This is a genomic window from Paenibacillus sp. FSL R7-0345 (assembly GCF_038595055.1).
In the GTDB taxonomy this organism is placed as follows: Bacteria; Bacillota; Bacilli; order Paenibacillales; family Paenibacillaceae; genus Paenibacillus_AQ.
This window is the reverse complement of sequence record NZ_CP152002.1, coordinates 2,313,087-2,337,974: the sequence shown is the minus strand read 5'-3', so window position 1 is coordinate 2,337,974 and position 24,888 is coordinate 2,313,087. Positions and strand designations below refer to the sequence as shown.

At 51.2% G+C, this 24,888-nt stretch carries 21 protein-coding genes and 2 tRNA genes; 5 read left to right on the top strand and 18 right to left on the bottom strand.

The window, feature by feature from the left end:
• Nucleotides 1-45: 45 nt before the first annotated feature.
• Nucleotides 46-411, top strand: a complete 366-nt coding sequence (locus NST84_RS09730; protein ID WP_342565384.1) for a VOC family protein — start codon at nt 46-48, stop codon at nt 409-411.
• Between the two features lie 123 nt (nt 412-534).
• On the opposite strand, the gene NST84_RS09725 is transcribed toward NST84_RS09730, so the two are convergent.
• The gene (locus tag NST84_RS09725) at nt 535-1,134 is read right to left on the bottom strand and encodes a TetR/AcrR family transcriptional regulator (RefSeq protein ID WP_342565383.1); all 600 of its coding nucleotides are present in this window, start codon (nt 1,132-1,134) and stop codon (nt 535-537) included.
• Nucleotides 1,135-1,421: 287 nt separating this feature from the next.
• Between NST84_RS09725 and NST84_RS09720 the strand changes: the two genes are divergently transcribed.
• A complete protein-coding gene (locus NST84_RS09720) occupies nt 1,422-2,576 on the top strand; it encodes an MFS transporter (protein WP_342566386.1) in 1,155 nt (384 codons plus the stop codon).
• 77 nt (nt 2,577-2,653) lie between these two features.
• Here NST84_RS09720 and NST84_RS09715 read toward each other — a convergent pair whose 3' ends face one another.
• The 3 genes from NST84_RS09715 to NST84_RS09705 all read right to left on the bottom strand — a co-directional run bounded on the left by NST84_RS09715 (nt 2,654) and on the right by NST84_RS09705 (nt 7,400).
• Nucleotides 2,654-4,852, bottom strand: a complete 2,199-nt coding sequence (locus NST84_RS09715) for a rhamnogalacturonan lyase (protein WP_342565382.1) — start codon at nt 4,850-4,852, stop codon at nt 2,654-2,656.
• A gap of 253 nt (nt 4,853-5,105) precedes the next feature.
• On the bottom strand, nt 5,106-6,428 hold the full coding sequence (locus tag NST84_RS09710) for an amino acid permease (RefSeq protein ID WP_342565381.1): 1,323 nt from the start codon (nt 6,426-6,428) through the stop codon (nt 5,106-5,108).
• Between the two features lie 105 nt (nt 6,429-6,533).
• The gene (locus tag NST84_RS09705; RefSeq protein ID WP_342565380.1) at nt 6,534-7,400 is read right to left on the bottom strand and encodes a calcium-binding protein; all 867 of its coding nucleotides are present in this window, start codon (nt 7,398-7,400) and stop codon (nt 6,534-6,536) included.
• A 127-nt stretch (nt 7,401-7,527) separates the two neighbouring features.
• On the opposite strand from NST84_RS09705, the gene NST84_RS09700 reads away from it, so the two are divergent.
• Nucleotides 7,528-8,175, top strand: a complete 648-nt coding sequence (locus NST84_RS09700) for a transcriptional regulator (protein WP_342565379.1) — start codon at nt 7,528-7,530, stop codon at nt 8,173-8,175.
• Between the two features lie 418 nt (nt 8,176-8,593).
• Here the strand turns inward: NST84_RS09700 and NST84_RS09695 are convergent, their stop codons facing one another.
• The 4 genes from NST84_RS09695 to nrdR form a co-directional block, all read right to left on the bottom strand.
• A complete protein-coding gene (locus NST84_RS09695) occupies nt 8,594-8,785 on the bottom strand; it encodes a hypothetical protein (RefSeq protein ID WP_342565378.1) in 192 nt (63 codons plus the stop codon).
• Nucleotides 8,786-8,822: 37 nt separating this feature from the next.
• Nucleotides 8,823-8,895: transfer RNA gene (locus tag NST84_RS09690), tRNA-Lys, on the bottom strand.
• A 16-nt stretch (nt 8,896-8,911) separates the two neighbouring features.
• Nucleotides 8,912-8,987 (bottom strand) — tRNA-Ala (locus NST84_RS09685).
• Nucleotides 8,988-9,225: 238 nt separating this feature from the next.
• Nucleotides 9,226-9,702, bottom strand: a complete 477-nt coding sequence (nrdR, locus tag NST84_RS09680) for a transcriptional regulator NrdR (RefSeq protein ID WP_342565377.1) — start codon at nt 9,700-9,702, stop codon at nt 9,226-9,228.
• 164 nt (nt 9,703-9,866) lie between these two features.
• On the opposite strand from nrdR, the gene NST84_RS09675 reads away from it, so the two are divergent.
• On the top strand, nt 9,867-10,085 hold the full coding sequence (locus NST84_RS09675) for an alpha/beta-type small acid-soluble spore protein (RefSeq protein ID WP_039871799.1): 219 nt from the start codon (nt 9,867-9,869) through the stop codon (nt 10,083-10,085).
• Nucleotides 10,086-10,166: 81 nt separating this feature from the next.
• Here NST84_RS09675 and NST84_RS09670 read toward each other — a convergent pair whose 3' ends face one another.
• The 9 genes from NST84_RS09670 to NST84_RS09630 all read right to left on the bottom strand — a co-directional run bounded on the left by NST84_RS09670 (nt 10,167) and on the right by NST84_RS09630 (nt 20,423).
• Entirely contained in the window at nt 10,167-10,730 is a 564-nt protein-coding gene (locus tag NST84_RS09670; RefSeq protein WP_342565376.1) for a lytic transglycosylase domain-containing protein, read from the bottom strand.
• Nucleotides 10,727-11,323: a dephospho-CoA kinase gene (coaE, locus tag NST84_RS09665; protein ID WP_342565375.1), complete on the bottom strand. Its 597-nt coding sequence runs from the start codon at nt 11,321-11,323 to the stop codon at nt 10,727-10,729. Before coaE ends, NST84_RS09670 begins: the two co-directional genes overlap by 4 nt.
• Before the next feature lie 9 nt (nt 11,324-11,332).
• The gene (locus NST84_RS09660) at nt 11,333-12,082 is read right to left on the bottom strand and encodes a manganese efflux pump (RefSeq protein ID WP_342565374.1); all 750 of its coding nucleotides are present in this window, start codon (nt 12,080-12,082) and stop codon (nt 11,333-11,335) included.
• Nucleotides 12,083-12,254: 172 nt separating this feature from the next.
• Nucleotides 12,255-13,097, bottom strand: a complete 843-nt coding sequence (gene mutM, locus NST84_RS09655; protein WP_342565373.1) for a DNA-formamidopyrimidine glycosylase — start codon at nt 13,095-13,097, stop codon at nt 12,255-12,257.
• Nucleotides 13,098-13,148: 51 nt separating this feature from the next.
• A complete protein-coding gene (gene polA / locus NST84_RS09650) occupies nt 13,149-15,809 on the bottom strand; it encodes a DNA polymerase I (protein ID WP_342565372.1) in 2,661 nt (886 codons plus the stop codon).
• A gap of 221 nt (nt 15,810-16,030) precedes the next feature.
• The gene (phoU, locus tag NST84_RS09645; protein ID WP_090715259.1) at nt 16,031-16,690 is read right to left on the bottom strand and encodes a phosphate signaling complex protein PhoU; all 660 of its coding nucleotides are present in this window, start codon (nt 16,688-16,690) and stop codon (nt 16,031-16,033) included.
• 67 nt (nt 16,691-16,757) lie between these two features.
• The gene (gene pstB / locus NST84_RS09640; RefSeq protein WP_039871790.1) at nt 16,758-17,513 is read right to left on the bottom strand and encodes a phosphate ABC transporter ATP-binding protein PstB; all 756 of its coding nucleotides are present in this window, start codon (nt 17,511-17,513) and stop codon (nt 16,758-16,760) included.
• A gap of 197 nt (nt 17,514-17,710) precedes the next feature.
• On the bottom strand, nt 17,711-18,439 hold the full coding sequence (locus NST84_RS09635; RefSeq protein WP_342565371.1) for a response regulator transcription factor: 729 nt from the start codon (nt 18,437-18,439) through the stop codon (nt 17,711-17,713).
• Nucleotides 18,440-18,629: 190 nt separating this feature from the next.
• Nucleotides 18,630-20,423, bottom strand: coding sequence for an ATP-binding protein (locus NST84_RS09630; RefSeq protein WP_342565370.1), 1,794 nt, complete (start codon nt 20,421-20,423; stop codon nt 18,630-18,632).
• Between the two features lie 222 nt (nt 20,424-20,645).
• On the opposite strand from NST84_RS09630, the gene NST84_RS09625 reads away from it, so the two are divergent.
• Nucleotides 20,646-21,662 carry a LacI family DNA-binding transcriptional regulator gene (locus tag NST84_RS09625; protein WP_342565369.1) on the top strand — a complete coding sequence of 339 codons (1,017 nt, stop codon included), beginning with the start codon at nt 20,646-20,648 and terminating at the stop codon, nt 21,660-21,662.
• Nucleotides 21,663-21,736: 74 nt separating this feature from the next.
• Here the strand turns inward: NST84_RS09625 and NST84_RS09620 are convergent, their stop codons facing one another.
• On the bottom strand, nt 21,737-24,730 hold the full coding sequence (locus NST84_RS09620; protein ID WP_342565368.1) for a carbohydrate binding domain-containing protein: 2,994 nt from the start codon (nt 24,728-24,730) through the stop codon (nt 21,737-21,739).
• Between the last annotated feature and the right edge of the window lie 158 nt (nt 24,731-24,888).

Below are 24,888 nucleotides of genomic sequence, written 5' to 3'. Positions count from 1 at the left end.
AAACTTGAGGTATTTATCAAACTACATTGAGGAGGAAACTGTCTTATGAACTTAAGCCTGAATTGGATTACACTTCGAGTCCGCGATCTGGAGGCCTCCCTTCATTTCTATCACGGGATTCTCGGTCTTCCCATTGAACGGCAATTTGAAAGCAGAGGCAGACAGATTGTGATGTTAGGCCGAGACGGGCAGCCCAAGATTGAGCTGATTCAGGGAAGTGAGCCTGCACTGAAACCGGAATCCGGCGTATCTGTCGGCTTTGAAGCAGAGTCACTGGACGATGCCATCGAAGAATTGAGCAGTCACGGCATCCCGGTCGCCCGCGGCCCCATCTCGCCGAACCCGCATCTGCGGTTCTTTTATGTGCTGGACCCGGACGGCTTTGAGGTACAGATTGCAGAGCATAGCTAGTCTTAATTGTTAGCTTAGCAACCCGGTCCCGCAGTTAAATAATGTGCAAAAAGGCTGCCCCTTCTCATAAGGGCGCAGTCTTTTTTTGCATGAACTGGAATGCCCGGCTGGTGCTCTCTACATCTAATTCCTGTACGATTTTGGCTTAAGCAATGTAAGAGTTACTGTCACTGCATTATCAACAAATGACCGTTCAGGACGGGATTTCATAAGTACAGTCAGCCCTATCAGGGATACAGTCAGAGTCTGAGCCAGAGACTTGGCATTTACACTGTCGTCCAGCTCACCCGATTGCAGCCCCCGTTCAATTGCTTCCTCAAAAATAACCGAGAGATACATTTGATGTTCTCTTGTCAGGATTTCAAACTTCTCGTCATGCGGCGAAAGCTCCACCATCGTATTGATGCAAAAGCATCCCCGGCTTGTAGACTGACTGTACTCTGTCTCCACCAGATTTTCAAAAAAAGTCCGGAATTCTTCCCTGACCGAAGAATGATTCTGAAACCTGGCCCGGACGTCCGCTGCATGAGAACGCGTGTATTTCCGCAGCGCTGCTTCAAACAATGCTTTTTTGTCCCCGAAGGCTGAGTATATGCTTGGCCGCTGAATCCCCATTGCTGATGTCAAATCGCTTAATGAGGTAGCTTCGAATCCCTTTTCCCAGAACAGCTGCAGCGCTGCATCCAAGGCCTTTTCCTCGTCAAACTCCCGTAGCCTTGCCATCTAACCCCTCTTTTCATATCGAATGGTATGTAATAAAGGTAGTATTTCGTGTTTATTATGTCAAGGTAATCTCTTGATTTAATTAAGATTAGATAACAGTCATTGACAAAATAAATGGTGTTCCATTATAGTTAGCGAAACAATAACATACCGATCAGTATGTTATTATATGCTAAGGAGTGATAATGATCAGTATGCACAAACGTCATAACCTTTTGATCGCCAGCATGACAGAATTTACAGATGCAGAAACCGATTCAGTACAGAAAGCACCTTCGTCTGCCTCTATGCCCCGGCCGCTCGCCCTTTTATTTGCCATGACCTGCGGACTTGCTGTTGCCAACATTTATTACGCGCAGCCTTTGCTGGACACCCTTGCAGGTGAGTTCGGGATCACGCCTTCCTCCATAGGTATTGTCATTACAATTACCCAGCTGTGTTACGCTCTGGGTCTGCTGCTGCTGGTGCCGCTCGGGGATTTGGTTAACCGGCGCCGCCTGATTACCGGTCAAATGCTTGTATCCGTGCTGGCCCTGATTCTCGTCGGTACTGCCTCATCCGCCATAGTTCTGTTTATAGGCATAGCAGTAGTGGGGCTGCTTGCTGTAGTTGCCCAGACGCTCGTTGCGTTCGCAGCAGCCCTGTCCTCTCCGGTTGAACGCGGACAGACCGTGGGTCTGGTAACCAGCGGAATTGTAATAGGTATCCTGCTTGCGCGTACCTTTGCAGGTTTACTGACTGATCTTGCTGGCTGGCGTTCCGTTTATCTGGTATCCGCAGGACTGACCCTGATTATGACAGGTCTATTATTTCGGGTACTGCCCCGCCACGAGCACACAAAAGAAACACTGTCCTATCTGCAGCTGCTTCATTCATTGCTTATGCTGTTTGTACAGGAGCCTGTTCTGCGTATCCGCGCTGTATTAGCCCTCCTGATATTTACCGCATTCAGTATCTTGTGGACTTCACTGGTACTCCCGCTGAGCGCTCCGCCGCTTTCCCTTTCTCATACTGCAATCGGCGCGTTCGGCCTCGCCGGTGCTGCCGGTGCACTCGCCGCAGCGCGGGCGGGCCGGCTCGCTGACCGCGGCCTGGGACAACGGACCACCGGCACAGCTCTGGCCTTGCTGCTGGTCTCATGGTTGCCGATCAGCTATGCCCGGCATTCGCTCATCGCATTAATATTCGGTATTATCATACTTGATCTTGCGGTACAAGCCGTACATGTCACTAACCAGAGCCTGATCTTTAGAGTACGTCCTGAAGCGCGCAGCAGACTTACCGCCGGATACATGATTTTTTATTCCATCGGCAGCGCTGCCGGGTCCATCACTTCAACCAGCATCTATAATTACGCCGGCTGGAGCGGGGTGAGCCTGCTGGGAGCAGTTGTCAGTGTGGCAGCTCTGCTGTTCTGGACATTAACCCGCAGGCTTTATTGACTTATAGAGTCAGTTATACGTACAAAAAAAACGGAGAGCTTACAGCCGCCAGGCTGATTGCTCCCCGTTTGATTCATTTACCGCAGCTCCAGATCGGGAACCGGAACCTTGGCCCAGTTCATGTCCGTGCCCAGATAGAAGCTGGTGTAGCAAGGCTGATTATACACTACGTTCTGCCAGGCCACTCCTGTCCGGTACTGCGGATCATGCATCAAGGTATACAGCTTCCGGTCTGTCACCTCTGTATTCATATAAATGCGGATCGCCGAGCTGTCTGCCATGCGCACGACCAGCTCCTCCCGCCAGTCTCCGAACAGGTCTGCGACCAGACAAGGATTGCCCTTGGTACCATTGTTGGAACGCGTGCCCTCCGCTGTCAGCAGCGTGCCCTGCTTCCAGTCTTCAATGGTAACCGGTTCGTCGAAAGTGCCGCTGATGAACTGGGTCGTCATATCTGCCGCCCACTTGATATTCATGTTAGTACCCGGAGCCAGCTCATCCAGCTGTTCACCTTTGGCTGAGCGCAGTCCCCTGGAAGGCTCATGGGCCAGATGGCTTTCGCTGCACCAGGTCTGCAGACCGGGCACGTGCGGATCTACTTTGCCGATCATACCCCGGCCGACATCCTCTTTGGCAAAACCGCCAAACAGCACCTCTCCGGTCGCTCCATCCCGCAGCGTATATCCGTACGGGCCGTGAATGCCCTCTTCATGAACCATGTAAATCTGCAGACCGTCCCGGTCAGGATCGACCACCGCGACATGCAAGGCATCTCCATGGCCCAGTTTGGCGTATTCACCGGGAGCTGCGCTCCCCTCCGGCAGAGTTCCGCCTGAGCTGTACAGGATGCTGCCGTCATGGTCAATTGTAGCTGACCCGTAGATGATCTCCTGGCAGCCGTCCCCGTCTACATCGGCGGTGGAAAGGGCATGGGCGCCCTGCTTAGCCAGACTGCCAAAGCCGGGATTCCGGCCGTCCTGAAGATGCAGCGTGTCGGCAAATGGATTGTTCATCGTAACCCAGCCGCTGTCGGTGTACCAGATTTCTTTCAGTTCCTGTCCATCCCAGCTGTACGCGGCCATTGTAGCCCGGGTATAATATCCGCGGGCAAACAATGCATAAGGCTTTTTACCATCAAGGTATGCCACTCCCGCCAGAAAACGGTCGACCCGGTTCCCCGGCTCAATCCGGTTCCAGGAATAATCCCCCCACATCAGCCCGTCATCATGGCGTCCCGGCTTGTAGCGGATTGTCGCCAGTTCTGCTCCTGTTTCGCCGCTGAAGACTGTAAGGTACTCCGGCCCTTTTAGAATAAAGCCTTCGAACTCACGCAGCTTGTTGCGTCCGCTTCTTGAAGGGGCATACTCATCGAGAAAATAATCCGCGAGCCGCACCGCCTCCTCTCTGGACAGCGGATATTTAAACTTGGGGGCAATACCGAAGCACTCCTCCAGTGTAGCCGGCCAGTGCCCGGCTGTTACCTCCTCATGTTCATGCCAGCCCTCGAACAGATCTGCCACATGCTCCGCATAAGCGGCTCCGTTCATCCGGTAATCATCGTCATGGCTGTACCCGGCAGCTTCATCCTCGGGCAGCAGCGTAATGAATGCTTCAGACACAGGTGAGCCGTCCTTGTAACGGATGGTCCGCGTACCCGGAGCCGTTTTGAACATCAGCTCGGCTTTACCGTCACCGTCAAAGTCATAAACCAGAAACTGTGTATAATGCGCGCCTGCCCGGATATTGACGCCCAGGTCGACCCGGTACAGGAGTGTCCCGTTTTGCTTGTAACAATCCAGATACACATTGCCTGTATAGCCTACATGGGAAACATCCTTGGCATTTGACGGGTCCCATTTGACGATATATTCGTATTCCCCGTCACCATCCACATCACCTACACTCATGTCATTGGCGCTGTAAGTATAAGATTGACCAGCGGGTGTAACCCCATCCGCCGGCTTCTGCAGCGGAATCTCCAGATAGGGATTTTCCCAGGGCCGGGTCGCAGCACACCGCTCCTGTTCCTCCCCGTTAATCATTGCGGCCACCGCGTACTTATTTTCGCTGCTGCCGGACCGGTCCAGATAATTCGTGCTGTCAGTGATTTCCGCAATAAGTTCACCGTTACGGTACAGGCGGAAATCCGCAGCCGTCAGGCCCTGCTCTGCAGCACCAGTCACCTCATTTCCCAGCAGCCGCCAGCTGATAAATATCCCCTCCGAAGTACTGACTGCCGCCAGGCCACGGTCCAAACGCTCCATCTGAATGCTCATTCCCGTTCTCCTCCATAACCTGCCTATTTGTATTGGAAAATCGCCAAAACTCCAAAAATCAACACAAGTAGCATACTTATCTCCGCTTATTCCGGCAATAAGACAATCTTGCCCCGCTGGTTTTAGCGGTTTGGACTTTTTAGTACAGATTGCACATTCTTGCGCCTTCGCTGGTGATATGCAAAAACGGCCGCTCCTTATAGAAAGGAAGCTGCCGTTTCATCATTAATCCGGGATAGCGGTACATATGCATTTAGTTATGTTTTTTACGCGACAAAAGATAATACACCGGCAATCCGGCGAGTGTAATCCCGATCCCAATCAACGAACGCAGCGGGTCACTGACAATCGTGCTGCCCAGAATGTAGAGTCCGCCTGCCACACCGATCATCGGGGTAACCGGATACAGCGGTACACGATAGCGCCCCTGCACGGGCGGCATTTTTTTGCGCAACAGAAAGACACCAAACACACCCATTGTAAAAAAGATCCACAATACAAACACGAGCAGATCCGTCAGCGTATTAAACGTTCCCGAGAAAATGTAGATTACCGCCAGCAAACTCTGAAAAATAAGTGCATTCGCCGGAGTCTGAAACTTCGGATGAATGCTGCTCAGCACCCGCGAAAATGGAATCTGCTGCTTCTCCCCCATCGCCTGCGGTACCCGCGCAGCTGTCATCAGATAGCCGTTCAGCGCACCAAGCACGGATATAATAATCCCTGCCGTAATAAAAGCTCCGCCGCCGTTGCCGAACAACGCTTCTGCCGCGTCCGCACCCGGAGTCGGGGAACTGATAATCTGCTCATAAGGCAGCGCTTTGAACACAGCCACATTAAACAGCACATACACAGCAATCACAAAAATAACTCCAAAAGAGATGACCTTTGGCAGCGTTTTGGCCGGATTTTTAATTTCACCTGCCATGTTAGTCACGCTGATCCAGCCGTCATAAGCCCATAGCGTACCCAGAACTGCCGCTCCGAAGCCTGCTCCCGCTGCCGGTACACTGATGCCGTCAAAGCCGGGTGCCAGATTCGAGAAGAGGCCTACACCGATAATTCCAGCAACGGGAATCAGCTTGCCCACCGTCGCAACCGTCTGGATGATACCGCCGAATCTGGTGGCTATGACATTCATAGTGAGGATGAACGCAAGTATCGCAACCGCAAGCAGCTTCTGCTGCCAGCCGTTCAGCGGCACAAAGTATCCTGAATACGTGGCAAAAGCAATTGCCAGCGCCGCTACAGACGCCGGATAAGAGATCACTGCCTGCACCCAGCCCAGCAGATAGCCGAATACGCCGCCGTACAGCTCACCCAGATATGTATATAATCCGCCGGATTTAGGAATCGCTGCAGCAATCTCCGCCACGGTCAGCGCTGACGCCAGCGTAATAATCCCGCCCACTCCCCAGGCTAGAATACTCATCCACGGCGTTCCCGCATTGCTTAGCACAATCCCCGGCTTCAAAAAGATTCCCGACCCGATAATCATCCCGACCACAATAGCCAGGGCTTCAAAGGAGGTTACTGTTTTCCCCAGCGATTTGGTTGTTGCACTCTTTGTCTTCATAATGTAATTTCTGACCCTTCCTGTCTCAGTAATCACGGTAAAATTCCGCCTGCTTATCTTACCATGTTGTGTGAGATTTAGAAGTGGGGAAATTCACTAGGGATATTAAAATTGATTTCCTCTATCCAGCCAATATACCCAGTCTTCGATAGCCAATTTAGTCTTTGGGTCGGGCTGAAGCGGCTGCAGCTGAACCAGTGGAACTGCAAACTCCCTGTCTGCCCATTTAATATGAACCCACATGTTATGAGTACATTCACTTGTAGGTGCCATTTGCAGAACTGTAACTTCCTCACCGCTCTTCAGCGGCGACTTGACCAGAACCTGATTACACTTCGCCTTGAAGGGAAAACGGATATTGTCCTTAAGATAATAGTACCAGCCCATTGCCACTTCTTCCGGATCGTACGCATCTACAATGATCTCCATGTTTATGCGTTTTTCACGCTCCGGGTCTTCATTCGGATCAGACTCCGCATTCGCTTCTTCTTCCCAATCCGTTTCTTCTTCATCTTCATCAAAATCCTCGTAATCGTCATATTGATCAGGCGCTGTTCCCTTGCTCTCTATAACATGAGGCAGCTTTTGACCCGGCTTCACTTCTGCATCCCCCATATACTGCACAATAAAATGCCACTCTTCTCCATAATCAAATAAAAGCAGCATTTTTTGTTGAGGGATCCGAAACACTTTGCTGATTTTTACTTTTTCAACACCCGGGTATTTGTCGCCATGTCCAATATCGGCAAACGATTCGTAACCTTCTTCAGAGCGTGCCCAATTTTTAATATTGTCATAAAAGCCGAAGGCATGATCCAGATCAAAATCAAAGGATTCGATAGCAGCTTCAGCAAGATCATATAATGATGCTCCAGCAGCAATTGCAATTTTGCGTGACGGACGCCCGCGGACTCCGCCGCTGCGGTCGCTTAGGATGATTTTGAATAGATGCGGGTTTTTAGTTGTAGTCATGTTTGCCTCCTGTTTTCCAAAAAATTCGCCTATTTATATGCCTAGCATAACATGTCGGAAGGACTCGAAACCAATCCTCTATTGATTCCTTTTTTGCGTAAAAATTGTTAAAAGGAGTATGATGCGCATGTCGAGATTTAACCCGTTGTATGAAGAATGGTTACTGACTAATATTGAAAATGAAAGCAATCACAGGCGGAGAGAGTTACTCGAAAAGGGGCTCGGGCATGGGACAGTCGAGTTTCTCCGAGTATGGTTCCCGGCAATCGGTAATTTGGATCATCTGCTGCCGGAGTGGGAGGTACGTGATTTTAACAACGGTTACCGTTATCTTGATTTGGCATATATGCCAGGTGGAGTAAAGGGTGGAATAGAGATTCAGGGATATGGGCCGCACGCCAGGGATCTTGATGTTCGGCGGTTCAAGGATCTATGCCGCCGGCATTCCCTGCTGGCTTTGGATGGCTGGACCTTTCTTCCTATCGCTTATCCTTCAATTGTAGAGGAACCTAAGCAATGCCAGCAGCTGGTTCTTTCATTTATCGGCAAATTTATTGCGACAGATGTGCCTTCTTCATTAACTTGGCTGGAAGCAGAAACAATACGTTATGCCAGACGCCTGCTGAGGTCGTTCACTCCTCAAGAGCTCGCAGATCATCTCCATGTAACGGACCGGCATGCCAGACGAATCTTGCATCAGTTAGCCGAACAAAAGCTGTTAGACATCACAGGTGGCGGAGCTCAGCGGTATCGGACGTATCAATTGAAGGTTTAACCCGTTGGTTGGGCTGCTTTAACAGTTGTAACTATGCGCTACATTTGGTAGGTAAACTGCACAAGGATGCATAGGCTACAACGTTAGACATGCAAACTGCACTAAGGATGTATAATGCTGCTACGACATCTGTGTGCCTGAAAACAGATACCGCAACAAATGCCACCCGCTACTGCAAGCTAACGGACCGAGGAGTCCTTATTTCCGCTAAAACGAGTGTTTTCTCCGGCTAACGGACTCAGATGATCTTATTTGCGTCATTTCGGCTCAAAAAGGCTGCGATATGAGGAAATAACGGCGTACGATCCGTTAGATTTTCCCAGCATGCCAAATGGCGGAAATAAGGGCTGTACGGTCCGTTAGGATGTGGGAGTCGTACTATATTAGCTTTGGAGAAGAAGCAAATTAAAAAAAACGGTTAGTTAGGGACAGGCATCATGAGAGTAGTTGGAGGCAATAGTGGAGTTGGTGCATTGGTGCCGAGGGTGGTAGTGGTGGTGTCATTAGAGTCTTTAAAGTCTTTAAAGTCTTTAAAGTCTTTAGAGTCTTTGGTATCGTTGATGCCGCGAGCACAGCTGATATTTTTCTTGCTTTCTTCATCACTAAACACAACAAAAAAAACGGCATGTCTGCCGTTTCTTCTAGTATGGACTCTCAGGGGCTCGAACCCTGGACAAATAGATTAAGAGTCTACTGCTCTACCAACTGAGCTAAGAGTCCATGATATTAAGATAATTGGTGGAGCCAAGGGGGATCGAACCCCTGACCTCATCGCTGCCAGCGATGCGCTCTCCCAGCTGAGCTATGGCCCCATGTTAACCGTTTTAGAACTACATTATGTATTCTAAATTCTTATGTGAGATTTAAGCTCACTTCGTCGTGTTATTTATTATTTCGTAGCCGACTTCTATATAATACAGAAATCTGTTACTTATGTCAACACTTTTGCAAAAAAATTTTCGGCGCATTATTTCCGGAAGAACCGCTGCAGCACCTCTGCAAAGCTCTACATAACACTAAGCAGTTTTTTGCACAGGTGCTGCAGCATGTCTAAAGTCCCTCCAGCTCGCCATCCCCTTTGGACAGCAGCCCCTTCAGTTCCTTCATGAACATGTTGATGTCCTTGAACTGGCGGTATACAGATGCAAACCGCACGTAGGCTACCTCATCCACCGGATAGAGCTGCTCCATCACGAACTCGCCGATCTGGCGGCTCTCAATCTCTGCCAGGGCGATGCCGCGCAGCGTCTTCTCCACCTCTGACACAATGGATTCCAGGCGTTCAACGGACACAGGGCGCTTCTCACAGGCACGAATCAGACCGCGCAGGATTTTGTCACGGCTGAACTCTTCACGGCTGCCATCCTTCTTGATGACGATCAGCGGTGTCTCTTCGATCATCTCGAAGGTGGTGAAGCGCTTGCTGCAGCGCTCGCATTCACGCCTGCGCCGGATCGATTTGTTCTCATTGGCCGGACGCGAGTCAAGCACCTTGGTATTCGTGTGATCGCAGTAAGGGCATTTCATAAGTAAGGCCACTCCTCTTTTGCTGTAATAGTAATGGTTGCGGCAGAATGTGCAGCGTTGTTTAGAGGTTAAATTTTTTTCCAGAAAACACCGTTTTATTATTGTTATGAATCTGGCGGGTCCGGCACATAATACAGTTACCAACCGATAGGAGGTGAACAGAAATGAGCCAAAACAACAACAGCAACAACCTGGTAGTTTCCAACTCACGCGGTGCATTGGAGCAACTGAAATATGAAGTTGCCCAAGAATTGGGTATCACTCTTTCCCCAGACGGATACCAAGGCAATAAAACTTCTTACGAAAACGGTTCGATCGGTGGTTACATCACTAAGCGTCTTGTAACAATCGCCGAGCAATCCCTGGCAGGTCAGTACAAATAACCTGTCCCCATAAGCTTGCCAAAGAAGTATTAAACGGCCGCAAGCCGTTTAATGCTTCTTTTCTTTTTATATGCAACAAACTTAGAATTCGCTGTAAATCTCCGTGTACTGATTATAATAATAAATCACGCGCTGCACGTAGTGCCGGGTCTCGCCAAACGGGATATCTTTTACTGAAGCCTCTGTACCGTCCCAGTCGCCTCCATCAAGCCAGCTCTGTACTTTGCCGGGTCCGGCATTGTATGCGGCGATAACCGCTGTACGGTTGCCGTCAAACTGGCGGGACAGTGAGGAGAGGTACCAGGTGCCCAGCTCAATATTAGCTGACGGCTCCTCCTTGAGCTCATCCAGCGATACATCAGGCAGCTTGGCCATCTCAAGCGCCCATTTGGCCGTATCCGGCATAAGCTGCATCAGCCCGAGGGCGCCTTTTTTGGACTCTCGGCCTGTCTTGAAATTGGTCTCTACGCGGATAATGGCCGCGACCAGAAACGGATCGGTCTCATACGTGCTGCTATGCTTACGGATTTCGTTCTTATAATGAATAGGATAAAACCATGACATCCAGTTGGTGCCGAGAAAGAGGATCGCGGTAAAGCCGATGAACAGCAGGAGCAGCACTCTTTTTTTACGGAGCCAGCTCATGACAGCCCCAGCCTGTCCCACAAAATCGCTACCTGCTGCTCAGTCGCACCAGTCTCACCGCTGTTGTCGATAATATAATCCGCTCTCCTGCGCTTCTCTTCAATATCCATCTGGGCATCCAGCCTTGCTGCAGCCTGCTCTGGATTAAGGCCGTTACGCTCCATTAAGCGGGCTAGCTGCACCTCACGCGGCACATATACAACCAGAACTTTATCGAACAGGTTGTCCAGCTTGGATTCATACAATAAAGGAATATCTACAATAATCAGGCGCTGCGCGTCTTCCTCTTCCAGTGCATACATCTGTTCCTTGATTTCCCGGCGGATTGCCGGGTGTGTCAGACTGTTCAGTACCTGCAGGGCGGCAGGGTCGCTGAAGACGATCTCCCCCAGCGCAGCCCGGTTTAGCGTGCCGTCAGGCAGCAGGATTCCTTGGCCAAAATGCCCTACAGCAGCAGCCAATACGGGATGACCCGGGAGCATGACCCCTCTAGCGATGACATCGGCATCGACGAGTCGTGCTCCTTTTTGCAAAAGCATTGCGGAGACGGTGCTTTTTCCGGATGCAATGCCTCCGGTTAAGCCCATAATCATGTACTCACCTCATAACAGCTTCATTATTCCCATAGCAATTAATAATAACGCGGGTAGAGCGGCAGCGTGCTTCATCCAGAAGCTTCCCGACATTTTGAGGCCGGTTTTCATGCCAAGCAGTAAAAAGGTACCGCTGAACAGGGCAATCATCAGTGAGGTCCACACCGGGCTGAAGCCAAGCAGTGCAGCACCAAGCCCTGCGCCAAAAGCGTCCAGCGACAGCGCAATCCCCAGGATCATCGCCTCCATCGAGGAAATACTGCCCGAGGAATCCATGTCAGCGGAAGAAGGCGTGCGCAGAATCTGAATGACCACGCCCAGATGCCGCAGCTCCAGTGAAAACACCGCTGCCTGCTGAGGACCGGCTTCTCCGGCCTCAGCAGGCAGCTCAGTTACTTCCGAAGCTCCAGCCTCCAGGCCGGCCTGCGGAGCCGCTGCTGTCCGCTCAATAGAAACTTCCTGCTCCTCTTCCTGGGGACTGCGCTCCTTCTGGGTCAGCATCTGAATCAGAGACCAGCAGCCCATTAAGACGAGAATAACCGCTCCAATAATGGAGGCGGCATCCGGGGAGACAACCTTGGCTAGAAGTACACCGACCTGCATGGAGACCCCAATGACGATACCCGAACAGAGCGAGATAATCAGAATGGAGAGCAGCGGTATTTTCATTTTGCGCAAACCATATGTAATACCTACACCAAAACCGTCCAAACTAAGCGCAAAAGCCAGCAGCAGCAGTGAAAACAATGGGCTGATCACCCGCAATCCCTCCCGTGAAGAAACGGAAGTCCGGAAGATGACTCTCTCCGGCTCCGTTTGCTTGTTTCAGCGTTCTTCACACAGTATATGGGCGGGACCGGCAGTCGGTTCCTGGACATTTGCGCCGGGCTGAACAGCTCCGGTGTGTATTGCCTGTAATACAGGATTAATCTTAAATGATTACAACAGTCAAAGGCTGGCAAGTAGGGCAGATATGCGTGCCCCGGCCGCCTACGACGCTTTTCTCAATCAGGGTGCCGCAAGTCGTGCACGGCTGGTCCTTGCGGCCGTAAATGAGATGCTGCTGCTGGTAGCTGCCGCTCTCGCCCTGGCCGTTAACATACGATTTGACGGAAGAGCCTCCGGCATTAACCGCATCCGTCAGTGTTGATACGATTGCCTTATGCAGCCGGTTCAACTGCCCGTCCGAAAGCAGCTTTGCTGTCTCCTCAGGATGAATCCCTGCACGATGTAGAGCCTCATCCACATAGATATTGCCGATGCCGACAATATATTCCTGATTAAGCAGCAAGGGCTTGATCTTGGTACTCCGGCTCCCGACAATTTCCTTAAACCGTTCGGGCGTGAAAGAAACATCCAGCGGCTCCTGCCCCAGCTTGTTCAGCGGCTTCAGCAGCAGATCTTCACCGGGGTCGAACAGATGCATAGTCCCGAATTGGCGTACATCCGTGTAACGCAGCTCCGTGCCGTCGGTGAAGTGGAAAATAACATGAGTATGCTTGTCCAGCAGATCATCCTGACTGTACAGACCGTAACGGCCTTCCATCCGCAGATGGGAGACCATCACGAGTCCGTCCAGCACAAACCGCAGGAACTTGCCTCTGCGCTCAACGGTAACAATGCTATGGCCTGCCAGCATGTTGGCAAAGGCCTGGGTATCGTCCGGACGCTGGATAATCCGCGGCAGCCGGACGGTGACGTGCTCTATCTGCTTGCCTGTAATTAATTCATTAAGTGTTCTTCTGACTGTTTCTACTTCCGGTAATTCCGGCATAATAACTCACCTCTACCCCATTATAACGGATATAGGCAAGCAGCGGGGAGCCTATTTCGCTTCGTACCAGTTATTCCCGTAACTCACTTCTGCTTTAAGCGGTACAGACAGCTTGAGTGCTCCGGCCATAACCTCAGGCACCAGCTTCTTCATCAGCTCCAGCTCATCCTCCGGCACCTCAAACACAAGCTCATCGTGCACCTGCAGCAGCATACGGCTCTTCAGTCCGCGTTCAAACAGCGCTTTGTCCATATGCACCATTGCCAGTTTGATAATATCGGCAGCCGTTCCCTGAATCGGTGTATTCATCGCCGTACGTTCAGCAAAGGAGCGCAGATTGAAGTTACTGGCATTAATCTCCGGCAGATAGCGGCGGCGCTCCAGCAAGGTCGTAACATATCCCTGCTTGCGGGCATCCTTCACAATATCATCCATATACTTGCGCACACCCTGGAAAATTTCAAAATACTGCTCAATAAACTGTTCTGCCTCTTTTCGCGGAATGTTCAGGTTCTGTGAAAGTCCATATCCGCTGATTCCGTATACTATCCCGAAGTTAACCGCCTTGGCAGAACGGCGCATGTTACTGTCCACCTGATCAGCCGTTACGCCGAATACATCCATCGCTGTCTTGGTGTGAATGTCCATATCTTCCAGAAAAGCTTCCTTCATCCGCTCATCGCCGGAGATATGGGCCAGCACACGCAGCTCAATCTGCGAGTAGTCCGCCGCCAGAATCGACCAGCCGGGCTCAGACGGCACAAAAATCTTCCGCAGCTTGCGGCCCTCCTCCAGCCGGATCGGGATATTCTGAAGGTTCGGGAACTGGCTGCTAAGCCGTCCGGTTGCCGCAATCGTCTGCCGGTAGAAGGTATGCACCTTGCCTGTCTGTTCGGAAATTTCCTTGAGTAATCCTTCCACATATGTGGATTGAAGCTTGGCAAGCGTACGGTACTGCAGAATCAGACGCACTACATCATGATAAGGAGCCAGTTTCTCAAGCACATCTGCACTCGTTGAGTACCCGGTCTTCGTCTTTTTATCTACAGGCAGACCGAGCTTCACAAACAGGATTTCGCCGAGCTGCTTAGGTGAGTTGAGGTTGAATTCAGTGCCGCAAATCTCATAAATTTCCGCGACAAGAGCAGCAATCTGCGCTTCGAACTCTTTACCCAGCTCTTTCAGCTCTGTTTTGTTGACAGCAATGCCCTGCTTCTCCATATCCGCCAGAATGCGTGACAGCGGCATCTCCAGGTCCTCGAACAACCCCGTCATTGCCGTCTCCTTCAGCTCCTGCTGCTGCTTCTCTACTATACCGAGCACCGTGGCGCTCTTGCGGGCTACGTGATTGCCCAGGATTTCAAGCTCCGGAATTTTATATTTGGCTCCTTTGCCGAATACCTCTTCATCCGGTGACAGACGCGGCAGCCCGTATTTGGAAGTGAGATCATTCAGGTTCTGGTTCGCTTCCGTCGGGTCCAGCAGGTAGGCTGCAAGCTGCACATCATTGGCCGCTCCGGCAAAAGCAATCCCCTGCCAGTGTAATGCCAGATCTGCGCGGTGCAGGTCATAACCGCTCTTCGGCGCATCGCTGTCGCCAAGCCAGTCCCGCAGCGGTGCCGCTGCCGGGCTCTGCAGCAGGGCAAACGGCACGAAGTAATGCCGCTCAGGTGAGGAGAGGCCAAGACCGATTACCTCAGACCGATGCGGATTCTCGCCGCTCGTCTCCACATGCAGTGCCGAAATTCCAGGGAGTGCGGCAATCAGCGCTTCCAGATCAGCTTCACCGGCAATGGTAATATCCAGCTCTGCGGCTTCAACGGCTGCAACTTCATCTGCTGCTCCGGAATGCGCACTTAGCGACAGACGCTCCAGCAAGGATTTGAACTCCAGCTTCGCCAGTGCAGGCCCGGCCGTATCCCGGTTAATCCCCGTAAAGGACATATCCTCCCAGGCATGCTCCAGCGGAACCTCACGGTAGATCGTTGCCAGCTTTTTGCTCATAACCGCGCTGTCCGCATGCTCCTCCAGCTTCTCTTTCATTTTACCCTTGAGTTCACCGGTTCCAGCCAATACGCCTTCTACCGAGCCGAACTGATGCAGCAGTTTAAGTGCCGTTTTCTCGCCCACGCCGGGTACACCCGGGATATTGTCGCTCGCGTCGCCCATCAGGCCCTTCAGGTCAATAATCTGTTCAGGGGTCAGATCGTATTTCTCGCGGATCTGCTCCGGCCCGTACATTTCAACTTCAGTCACGCCTTTACGCACCAGCGCAATGGTTGTATGTTCCGAAGCCAGCTGCAGCATATCCTTATCCCCGGATACGATCATCACTTCACGCCCGGCCGCATCAGCCTCACGCGAGATACTTCCGATAATATCATCAGCCTCATAACCACTGATCTCGAACTGCGGCACACCAAGATGGCGCAGCAGGTCCTTCAGCAGCGGGAACTGTTCCGACAGCTCAGGCGGTGTTTTTTGGCGGCCGCCTTTATAATCCTCATAGCCTTCATGCCTGAAGGTAATTTTACCTGCATCAAAGGCCACAATCAGGTGGCTTGGCTTATGCTCTTCAATCAAACGCAGCAGCATTGTCGTAAAGCCGTACACGGCGTTCGTCTGCTGTCCGGCTGTATTCGTCAGCGGCGGCATCGCAAAAAACGCACGGTAAATAATATTATTTCCATCTATAAGAATCAACTTGTCCACTGTAGCACCTCGCCTTTTTCATGCTTACTCCTTACATCTTACCATATGCCCTGCACCAAAATGAACCAAAGCGCACGATTTGCGCCCAGGTCCAAGCATAATCCCGCATGAAATGCAGGATTGCCAATCTTTACCGTATTGAACCGTAAAAGCTTCGAATGGCAATAAAAAAACAGCAAACCACCCTATTAAGGGGGTTGCTGTTTGGGCAATGCTCAATCTTACTGGTTCAGGTCAGGACGTTTACCGGTTACGAGATACACTACGCTCTCACCGATATTGGTCGCATGATCGGCAATCCGCTCAATGTAACGGCCGACCAGTGTCAGCAGCATAGCCTGGTTCAAAGACTCCGGCTTCTCGACCATATAGGCGTACAGCTCGTTAATTGTTGCACTGTACAGGCCGTCAACCTGATCATCATCCTGGGCCATTTTGTAAGCCAGATCTGTATTCTCATCCAGGTAGGATTGGATCGCTTCCGTGATCATCACCGAAACAATTTCTGCCATACGCGGGATGTCGACAAGCGGCTTAATCAGTGTCTGTCCCTGAATACGCATCGTAACCTTTGCTACATCCAGAGCAAGATCGCCCATACGCTCAAGGTCACTGGAAATTTTGAAAGCAACAATAATACGGCGCAGATCCTTGGCTACAGGCTGCTGGGTAATAATCAGCCGTGAACCGATCTCCATAATACGGTCTTCCATTGCATTAAGGCGCAGATCCGCCTTTACGATTTCCTGTGCACGTACAATGTCCAGCGTCTGAAGGGCCACAATTGCACCTTCAAGAGCATCATTTACGTGTTCGCCCATTTGCTGCAGCAGGCTGCGCAATTCTTCCAGATCTTTATCGAATTCTTTTCTGCGAATCATAAATAATGCGATCCTCCTCAAAAACGTATGGTCAGCCTGATAATCCAGGAACGGGCCCCTATGGGTATTATCCGAAACGTCCGGAGATGTAGTCTTCTGTCCGGGAATCCTTCGGGTTGGAGAACAGCATTTCTGTATCTGCAGCCTCTACGATTACACCGTTCAGGAAAAATACAGTACGGCCGGATACACGTGCAGCCTGATGCATGTTGTGTGTTACCATTACAATCGTATATTTGCTGCGGAGCTCCTGTACCAGTTCCTCAATCTTGAGCGTGGACACAGGGTCGAGGGCAGAGGTTGCCTCATCCATCAGCAGAATATCAGGCTGTACAGCAAGCGCTCTGGCAATACACAGACGCTGCTGCTGTCCGCCGGACAAGCTCAGTGCAGATTTTTTCAGAAAATCCTTTACTTCCTCCCAAAGGGCGGATTGGCGCAGGCTCTGCTCTACAATCTCATCGAGCTCCTGCTTGGAGCGGGTACCGTGCAGACGCGGGCCGTAGGCCACGTTGTCATAGATGGACTTCGGAAACGGATTGGGCTGCTGGAATACCATGCCGACCTGCTTGCGCAGGCTTTCCACTTCCACTTCGTCGCTGTAAATATTTTTACCGCCGATGTTAACTTTACCTTCAATACGTGTTCCGGGAATCATGTCATTCATACGGTTAAGGGTTCGCAGGAGGGTGGATTTACCACAGCCGGATGGTCCGATAAAAGCGGTCACCTGTTTCTCCGGAATCTGCAGATCCACGTTCTTCAGTGCGTGAAACGACTCATAGTAGAGATCAAGCTTCTCTATGTCAATGATGGATTTCATGTGTTTTGGCAGTCTCCTTCTCATCATCTTCGTTCCCAATGATAAGCTTTCAGTGTAAATAGAGTTGAAGAGAATTGTTAACGCAATGTAAAATCGCCCGGCATGTGCAGAGTCCATGCGTTTGTATTGTTATATTATTGTATAAAATTCTTTCAATTTTTATGTACATTTTTCAATATAGAAAAGAACACCGTCATTTAAATGACCGGTGCTCTTTTCTTGTTTACGACCAGCTTGTAGCCTACGCCGCGGATAGAATCGATATGAACCGATTCCGGATCGAGCTCCAGCTTCTTGCGCAAGGAGCTGACATGAACGTCTACGGTGCGCTGTCCGCCGATATAATCAAATCCCCAGACGGCATTCATCAGATCATCGCGGGTCAGCACGACCCCCGGTTTACGCGCCAGATACAGCAGTACCTCGAATTCCTTGGGCCGCAGATTAATGCTGTGCCCGCCCAGCGAGACCTCATACCGTTCCGGATAAATTTCGAGCTGTCCCAAAATAATGGTCGAAGCGGAAACCGGTGTTTCGGTCTGAATCTCCTCCGTCACCCCGGAAATCCGCCGGAGAACAGCGCTGACTCTGGCCAGCAGCTCAGAAACGCCAAATGGCTTGGTTATATAATCATCAGCACCGGATTTCAGGCCGCGGACTACATCCTCTTCGGCATTTTTAGCTGTTAATACGATAACAGGCGTACGGATGCCCTGACCGCGGAGCTTGTCGAGGATATCGATCCCGTTCATACCCGGCAGCATCAGATCCAGTACGATCAGATCAAAAGGTTCTCTAGTCGCACGGTCGTATCCTGCCGTTCCATGATCCTCCACTGTCACTTCATAGCCTTCCTGCGTCAGATTATAAGACAGCAGCCGGGCCAGCGTCGGTTCGTCTTCAATGACCAGCAATCGTTGTGCCATAGTTTCCCCCGTATTCACATGAATTTATAATTTACAAAAAAAGCAGCAAACCCATCATATCACCGTAATGTTAACTTGGTGTAAAATAACAACAAATTTCGCAGATGACTTTACAGTACAATAGTATCGCTCAAAGCTGCCTCTGGCAAATCCATTATCCTGATCAGCTGCCAGATTCGCATTCCTCCAGTTAATTGTCATGATCCTGCAGCAGCGGCAGTTCCATGATGAACGAGCTGCCGATCCCCAGATCGCTCTCTACCGTAATCGTACCCCGGTGCAGCTCGACCAGATGCTTCACAATGGACAGGCCCAGCCCCGTGCCGCCGGAGCTTCTGGACCGGGCTTTATCCACCCGATAGAAACGTTCAAAGATCCGCGGAAGATCTTTGCGTGGGATGCCCATGCCGGTATCACTGACGGTAAAGATGATCGTTTCCGTACCATCCGGCTTATGTCCGTCAACCATTGTGATTTTGACATTGCCTCCGTCGTGGGTGTAATTAATCGCATTAGACAGCAGATTCATAAAGATCTGCCGCAGCTTGTCCTCATCCCCTTCAATGAAGAGCTCATCCGGCACGCTGGCACTCAGCGAGATTTTTTTCTTCTCGGCTACCTTGCTCAGCGTTTCCAGCACAGATTCAAAGAACTCCTTTAAATAGATTGGGGAGCAATCCAGCTGTACCCGTTTGGATTCAATTTTGGACAGCTCCAGTATATCTCCGATCAGCCGGTTCAGCCGTTCATTCTCATCATAAATAATTTGCAGGAAGGAGCGTGCCGTCTTCTCGTCAGTCACACCTCCGCCAAGCAGCGTCTCGGCAAAACCTCTGACTGCGGCGACCGGGGTTTTCAGCTCATGGGATACGTTGGCAACAAATTCGCTGCGCATTTTCTCCAGCCTCCGGATTTCGGTAACCTCCTGCAGCAGAAACAGCATGCCCCGGTGAGAGCCGTCCTGCATCATCGGCACCCCGTCCAGCCGGACAATACGCTCTGCCGGAGTATAAATGCTGCGTTCTTCGTGAAGAGGCTCGCAGCGCATTACGCCTTCTTCAATTAACCGGCTCAGCTCGTAATGATGCTTCAGCTCTTTATAGGAATGACCGGTCATTTCACTGTTTTTCACATCAAGCATACGTTCTGCAGCCCGGTTAATCAGGGCAAATTCCCCTTCAGCATTGACCATAACGATACCGCCGGTCATGTTATCCAGTACGCTCTGGAGCAGGTCTTCATTGTCCCTGATCGTTTTGAGCTGGGCCTGCAGGCTGTCTGCCATCGCGTTAATCGCTTTGGCCAGCTGTCCGACCTCATCCTTTCGCTGCATCGGAACCCTGGCATCATAATCCAGGTCGGTAATCCGCCGGGCGACTCTTGTAATCTGCTCCAGCGGTGAGGTCATGCTGGATGCTACCTTATAGCTTACAAAAGTGGCTGCTATAAACAATAGCACCAGTCCCGCCGCCATAATAATCCATGCCCTGCTTAGCCCCTCTGTCACTGCATCCAGCCCCATTGACAGGCGAATATAGCCGTCGAAACCGTCTGCCGAAGTTACTGCACCAGCGACATAAAGCATGTCACGGTCCAGCGTATCGCTGAAACGGATAGCCCGGCCGATTCCTTCCTTTGCGGCGAGTATTTCTTCTTCACGGTTAGAGTGATTGTCCATTTCCAGCGGATTCCGTTCGGAATCACCGATAACCTTTCCTTCTTTTGTGATAAAGGTAATACGTGAGCTGGTGAGCCCGGCAATATGCTTGGCATGCTCAGTATAATAGCTCATTGCTTCCTGACTGTTCATATCGATAAACTGGAAGGTACCGGAGAGCAGCATGATTTCCCGGGACATGTTCTCCTCCAGCGCCGAGATATGCGAATCCTTAAACAGCTTGGCCATTGTGAGGCCCGCTCCGATCATGGATACACCGACCAGGGCCATGAGGATGAAGGTGAGACGAATGCGAAACGGTTTCATAGCAGGGTGTCCTCTTTCTTATCATGTGTCTTTGAGCCTTTGTGAACATCCTACCTCCATTTCTGTCAAAATACCAGTTCCCCGGGCAATTATCAACGCAATGTAAAATCTGAAATAGCCGCTAACCGTGTTCTGCAGAAATGTTGCCTGTCGAATATGACGCTGCAAAATGATAAACTATTAAATAATACCTTTTACTCTTATTTTTTGTGAGGGATCCCGATGAAAGTAACCATTTCGGATGTAGCCAGGGCAGCAAATGTGGCAAAATCCACCGTCTCCAAGGTATTAAACGACTCACCCAAAATATCGGCTGAGACCAAGCAGCGCGTGCGCGAGATTATGAAGCAGATGAATTATATACCGAGCAGTATCGCAACCGGTTTAGCCAGACAAAGCTCGCAGACGGTTGGACTGCTGGTTGACATGTCCAAAGAAAGTGAATTTCTGAACCAGTTTTTCTACAATATTATCGGCGGGATCGAAAGCGTGATGGGTCCTCTCGGATACGAGCTGACGCTATGCAACATCCAGCATCATGCTGCGGAGGATCATTTTCTGAACAGGCTGGTGCTGAACCAGCGGGTTGACGGCATTATTGCCAACAATTCAGTACTGACCGAGGAGCTGGCCAATGAGCTGGACCGGCTTAACTTTCCATATGTATCAATCGGAGAGATGGAACCTGCAGCGAGCTGGGTAGACTTTGACAATGAAGCAGGCGGAAGAATGCTGACCCGTCACCTGCTGGAGCAGGGCTACAGCAGACCGGCTTTCGTCGGCGGGCAGCGGAATGAACGCATCTACAGCCGACGGCTGAGCGGCTATCTCCAGGCGCTCAAGCAGTCCGGCGTTATCGTCCGCCAGGACTGGATTGTAAACGGCCAGGCCGATGAGCATGAAGGCTACCGCGCGGCACTCCGGCTGCTAATGCGCGAAGACCCGCCTGACTCGGTCGTCTGTATGACCAACTATACAGCGTTCGGAGTATTAAAGGCGGCCCGTGAGCTGGGGATAGAGGTTCCGGGCCAGCTGGGCATCGCTGCTTTTGATGAATATCCTTTATCCCGTTATACCACTCCGCCGCTTACTTCACTGAATATCGACACCTTCAAGCTCGGGCTAACCTCCGGCCAGTGGCTGATGGATCATATCCGCGAGAACTGTACGGCCTCCCGTCATCTGCTGCTAGAGCCTGAGCTGATTGTCCGCGAGTCTACAGCAGGCCTTAATTGCTGATATCATCTTCTATTTATCAAAAATATAACAGCGCTGCCCCATACGGAGCAGCGCTGTTATTATATTTTATAAGCTTATTGATCCTTCCAGCGCTGCACGGTCAGATTTACAGTCTGCGCTCCGCCGGCTGGCGTGAGCGTACGATTGGCAATCTCGGCGCCGCTTGAGCTGGTCTCAACCGTTGTCCAGCTGCCTCGGGTTACTTTATACTGTACCGCTGTTCCTGCCGGCAGGCTGAGAGTAATGGAGTATACGCCATCGCTGCCTTTGGTCAGCTGATAAGCAGGATCAGCCGCATTCCAGCTGTTGAAGGAACCGCTCAGATACACCGGCCCGGAAGCCGGAGTCGTACCTGGGACAGTGACTCTGAAGGTTACACTGTCGGCCTGCGGCACGCCTGAGGACAGGCTGCCGTTCACCAGGCTCCAGGTCCCGGCCGTCAGATGATAATTGCTGCCGCCGTTATTATCCCAGGTACCGCTACCGTTGTTGAAGGCAGCCGTCAGACCGGCGGCAGTGCCGAGCTGGATGGTAGCTGTCTTGTATCCTGAGTAAGACGAAGCTTGCAGCTGCTGCCCCGGCGAGGTGGTCCATACCCCGGAACCGTCCACACTGTAATGAATATAAGAGTTCGTAAACGATGTATTTTTATAATAAATGGTTACGGAATTGCCAGCTGGAGTAGCAGTGGGTACTGGCGTTGCTGTTGGGGCCACGGTTGGTGTAGCGGTTGGTGTAGCGGTTGGCGCTACCGTCGGTGTAGGTGTGGCCGTAGGCGCTACGGTTGGTGTTGCAGTCGGTGTTGGCGTAGCCGTAGGCGTTACCGTTGGTGTTGCCGTCGGACTCACCGGCCCTCCGGCCTGAATGTTTCCAGTCGGTGTATAAGTCCATGTGCCGGTGCTAAACAGATAATTGCTGCCTCCGTTGCTGTCCCATGTGCCGCTGCCGTTATTGAAGCAGGCTTCCAGCTGGGTGGCGGAGCCGATATTAATCGTGATTTTGTTATAACCGGATACTTCTGCTGCCGGAATCGCTACACCTGGTGCTGTCGTCCAGGTTCCGCCGGCCGGCCGGTAATGAATATATGGCGTACTGTAGCCCTGCTTGTAGTAGATCGTCACACTGTTGCCGGCCGGGGTGGTGATTAAAGCAGCCGCACTGAAGGCGGACAGGTTCCCTGCCGCATCAAAAGCTTTTACCGTGTAGGTGTAACTGGTCTGTCCTGCAAGTCCGCTGTCCGTATAGGAAGTAGTTGCAGAGGTGCCCACTTTGACTCCGTTGCGGTAAATTTCATAGCCGGTCACTCCGACATTGTCGGTGGAGGCTGCCCAGCTGATCTGTGCACTGGAAGCGTTCTGTACGGTTGCTGTAACGTTGCTTGGAACTGTAGGTGCCACTGTATCAACTACCGGCTGTGTCTTGGAATAGATTTTTGCCGAGTTGGCATTAGCGGACACCGTAATTTGCTTGCCTGTAACGCCGCCTGCCTGGACAGTCACTGTATCGGAAGTATTGAGCTGATTGATCAGCACAGTACCAACAGTCAGCGTGCTTTCGCTGCGCAGCGGAATAGTGACGGTCTGTGTACCGCTGGAAGCGTTGCTGAATACAGAGATGACTTCCTGTCCGACATTTGTGCCGCTGTCAATCCGCCGGGAGAACGCATACAGGTTCTGCGCCGACCACATTTCACGCTGGGTGCCTGTGCGCAGGGCCGGGTTGTTTTTGCGGATTTCGTTCAGCTTGGCTACATGCTTATAGGTACTGGTATTCTCGTTAAAATAATTTTCCAGCACATTACCGTTAGTATCCCGCTTGACCATCGACCAGCGGTTCCAGGTATCAGCTATGCCGCCAGTCATAATCTGGCCGTTGCCGTTGCCCTTATTCTGTTCCGTCCCCTGGAAAACAACTGGTGTTCCGCGGACTGTGAAGATAAAGGACAATGCATTCTGCAGCTTCTCAACGCTGCCTCCGGCTTCCGTCAGGAACCGGTTACGGTCGTGATTATCGATAAAGGTGACCATGTGGTTCGCATTTCCGTTGTAATAGGAATCCTGGGCAAGTGTACTCTTAATGTTGGATTCAAAAGACTGCCCGTAAGCAAAGCTGTTCAGCACCGAGAAAAACAGCGGGAAGTCCAGCATGCCCCACTCCTTGTTCGCGCCGACCCAGCGGGAAACAAATTCGGCATTGCCGTCAAAGTTTTCACCGAAGGTGTTAACCCCCAGCAGGTTTTGCAGCTCACCGATGTCTGTCGGCTTCATCAGCTTGGCAGCGTCGACACGTGCGCCGTCTGCGCCCGTATAGTCAAACCAGGCTTTGATGGAGCTGAAGATGGCCTGCTTGGCGGCAGGTACATCAAAATCTATATCATCCAGACCGCCCAGATCGTGGTTCTCCAGGTAATCCTGCGCCCACTGATCATATCTGCCGTCGGCGAGTGACCAGTTAATATCCCCGTTATGGTGGTACCAGGCCGGATTATTAAACGGTGCAGCAGGCTGCAAGCCTTGAATATCATAAAAAGCCTGGGTCCCAAGCATATAGTCACCGATATGATTCGGCACAACATCAATGATGACCTTAATACCGAGAGCGTGTGCGGAATCCACCAGCTCTTTCAGCTTTTCCTTGGTTCCAAAGTAGGGATTAGCTGCATTCGGGTCCTTCACGTTGTAGCCGTGATAGGCCGTATTCTTGCCTGTACCGTTATTTTCACGGTTCGTCATCTGCGGTTCGGCCACAGGAGAAATCCAGATTGCGGTATAGCCCATATTGGCGATGTAAGGCAGCTTGTTGATAACTCCCTGCCAGTCTCCGCCCTTCATATAACGAAAATCTTCTTCAGAATTTTCCCCGTAACGGATTGCGGCGCCTGTGGCATTGTTAGAGCTGTCCCCGTCATAGAAACGGTCGACCATAATCTGATAAATCGTGTCATTCTCAGTGATGGTGCCGATGCTGGCGGCCTCAGCTTTTGGCGGCGCCACTACAAACAAATTCATCATAACAGACAGAACAATAGACGTGATCAGAACCGGAGCTAACCATCGGTTGCGTTTCATTCCTCATCTCCCTCTCCTTATTAACTGCATAAGAAATCTGCTGCCTGTGAATCCCAATCACATCACTTGCAAATCTGAGGTGTCATTAAGGAAACCGGTTTCCCAAGTAAAAATTACCATGTCCATGTATGCGCTGTCAAGCTAAATTAATGTCAAAA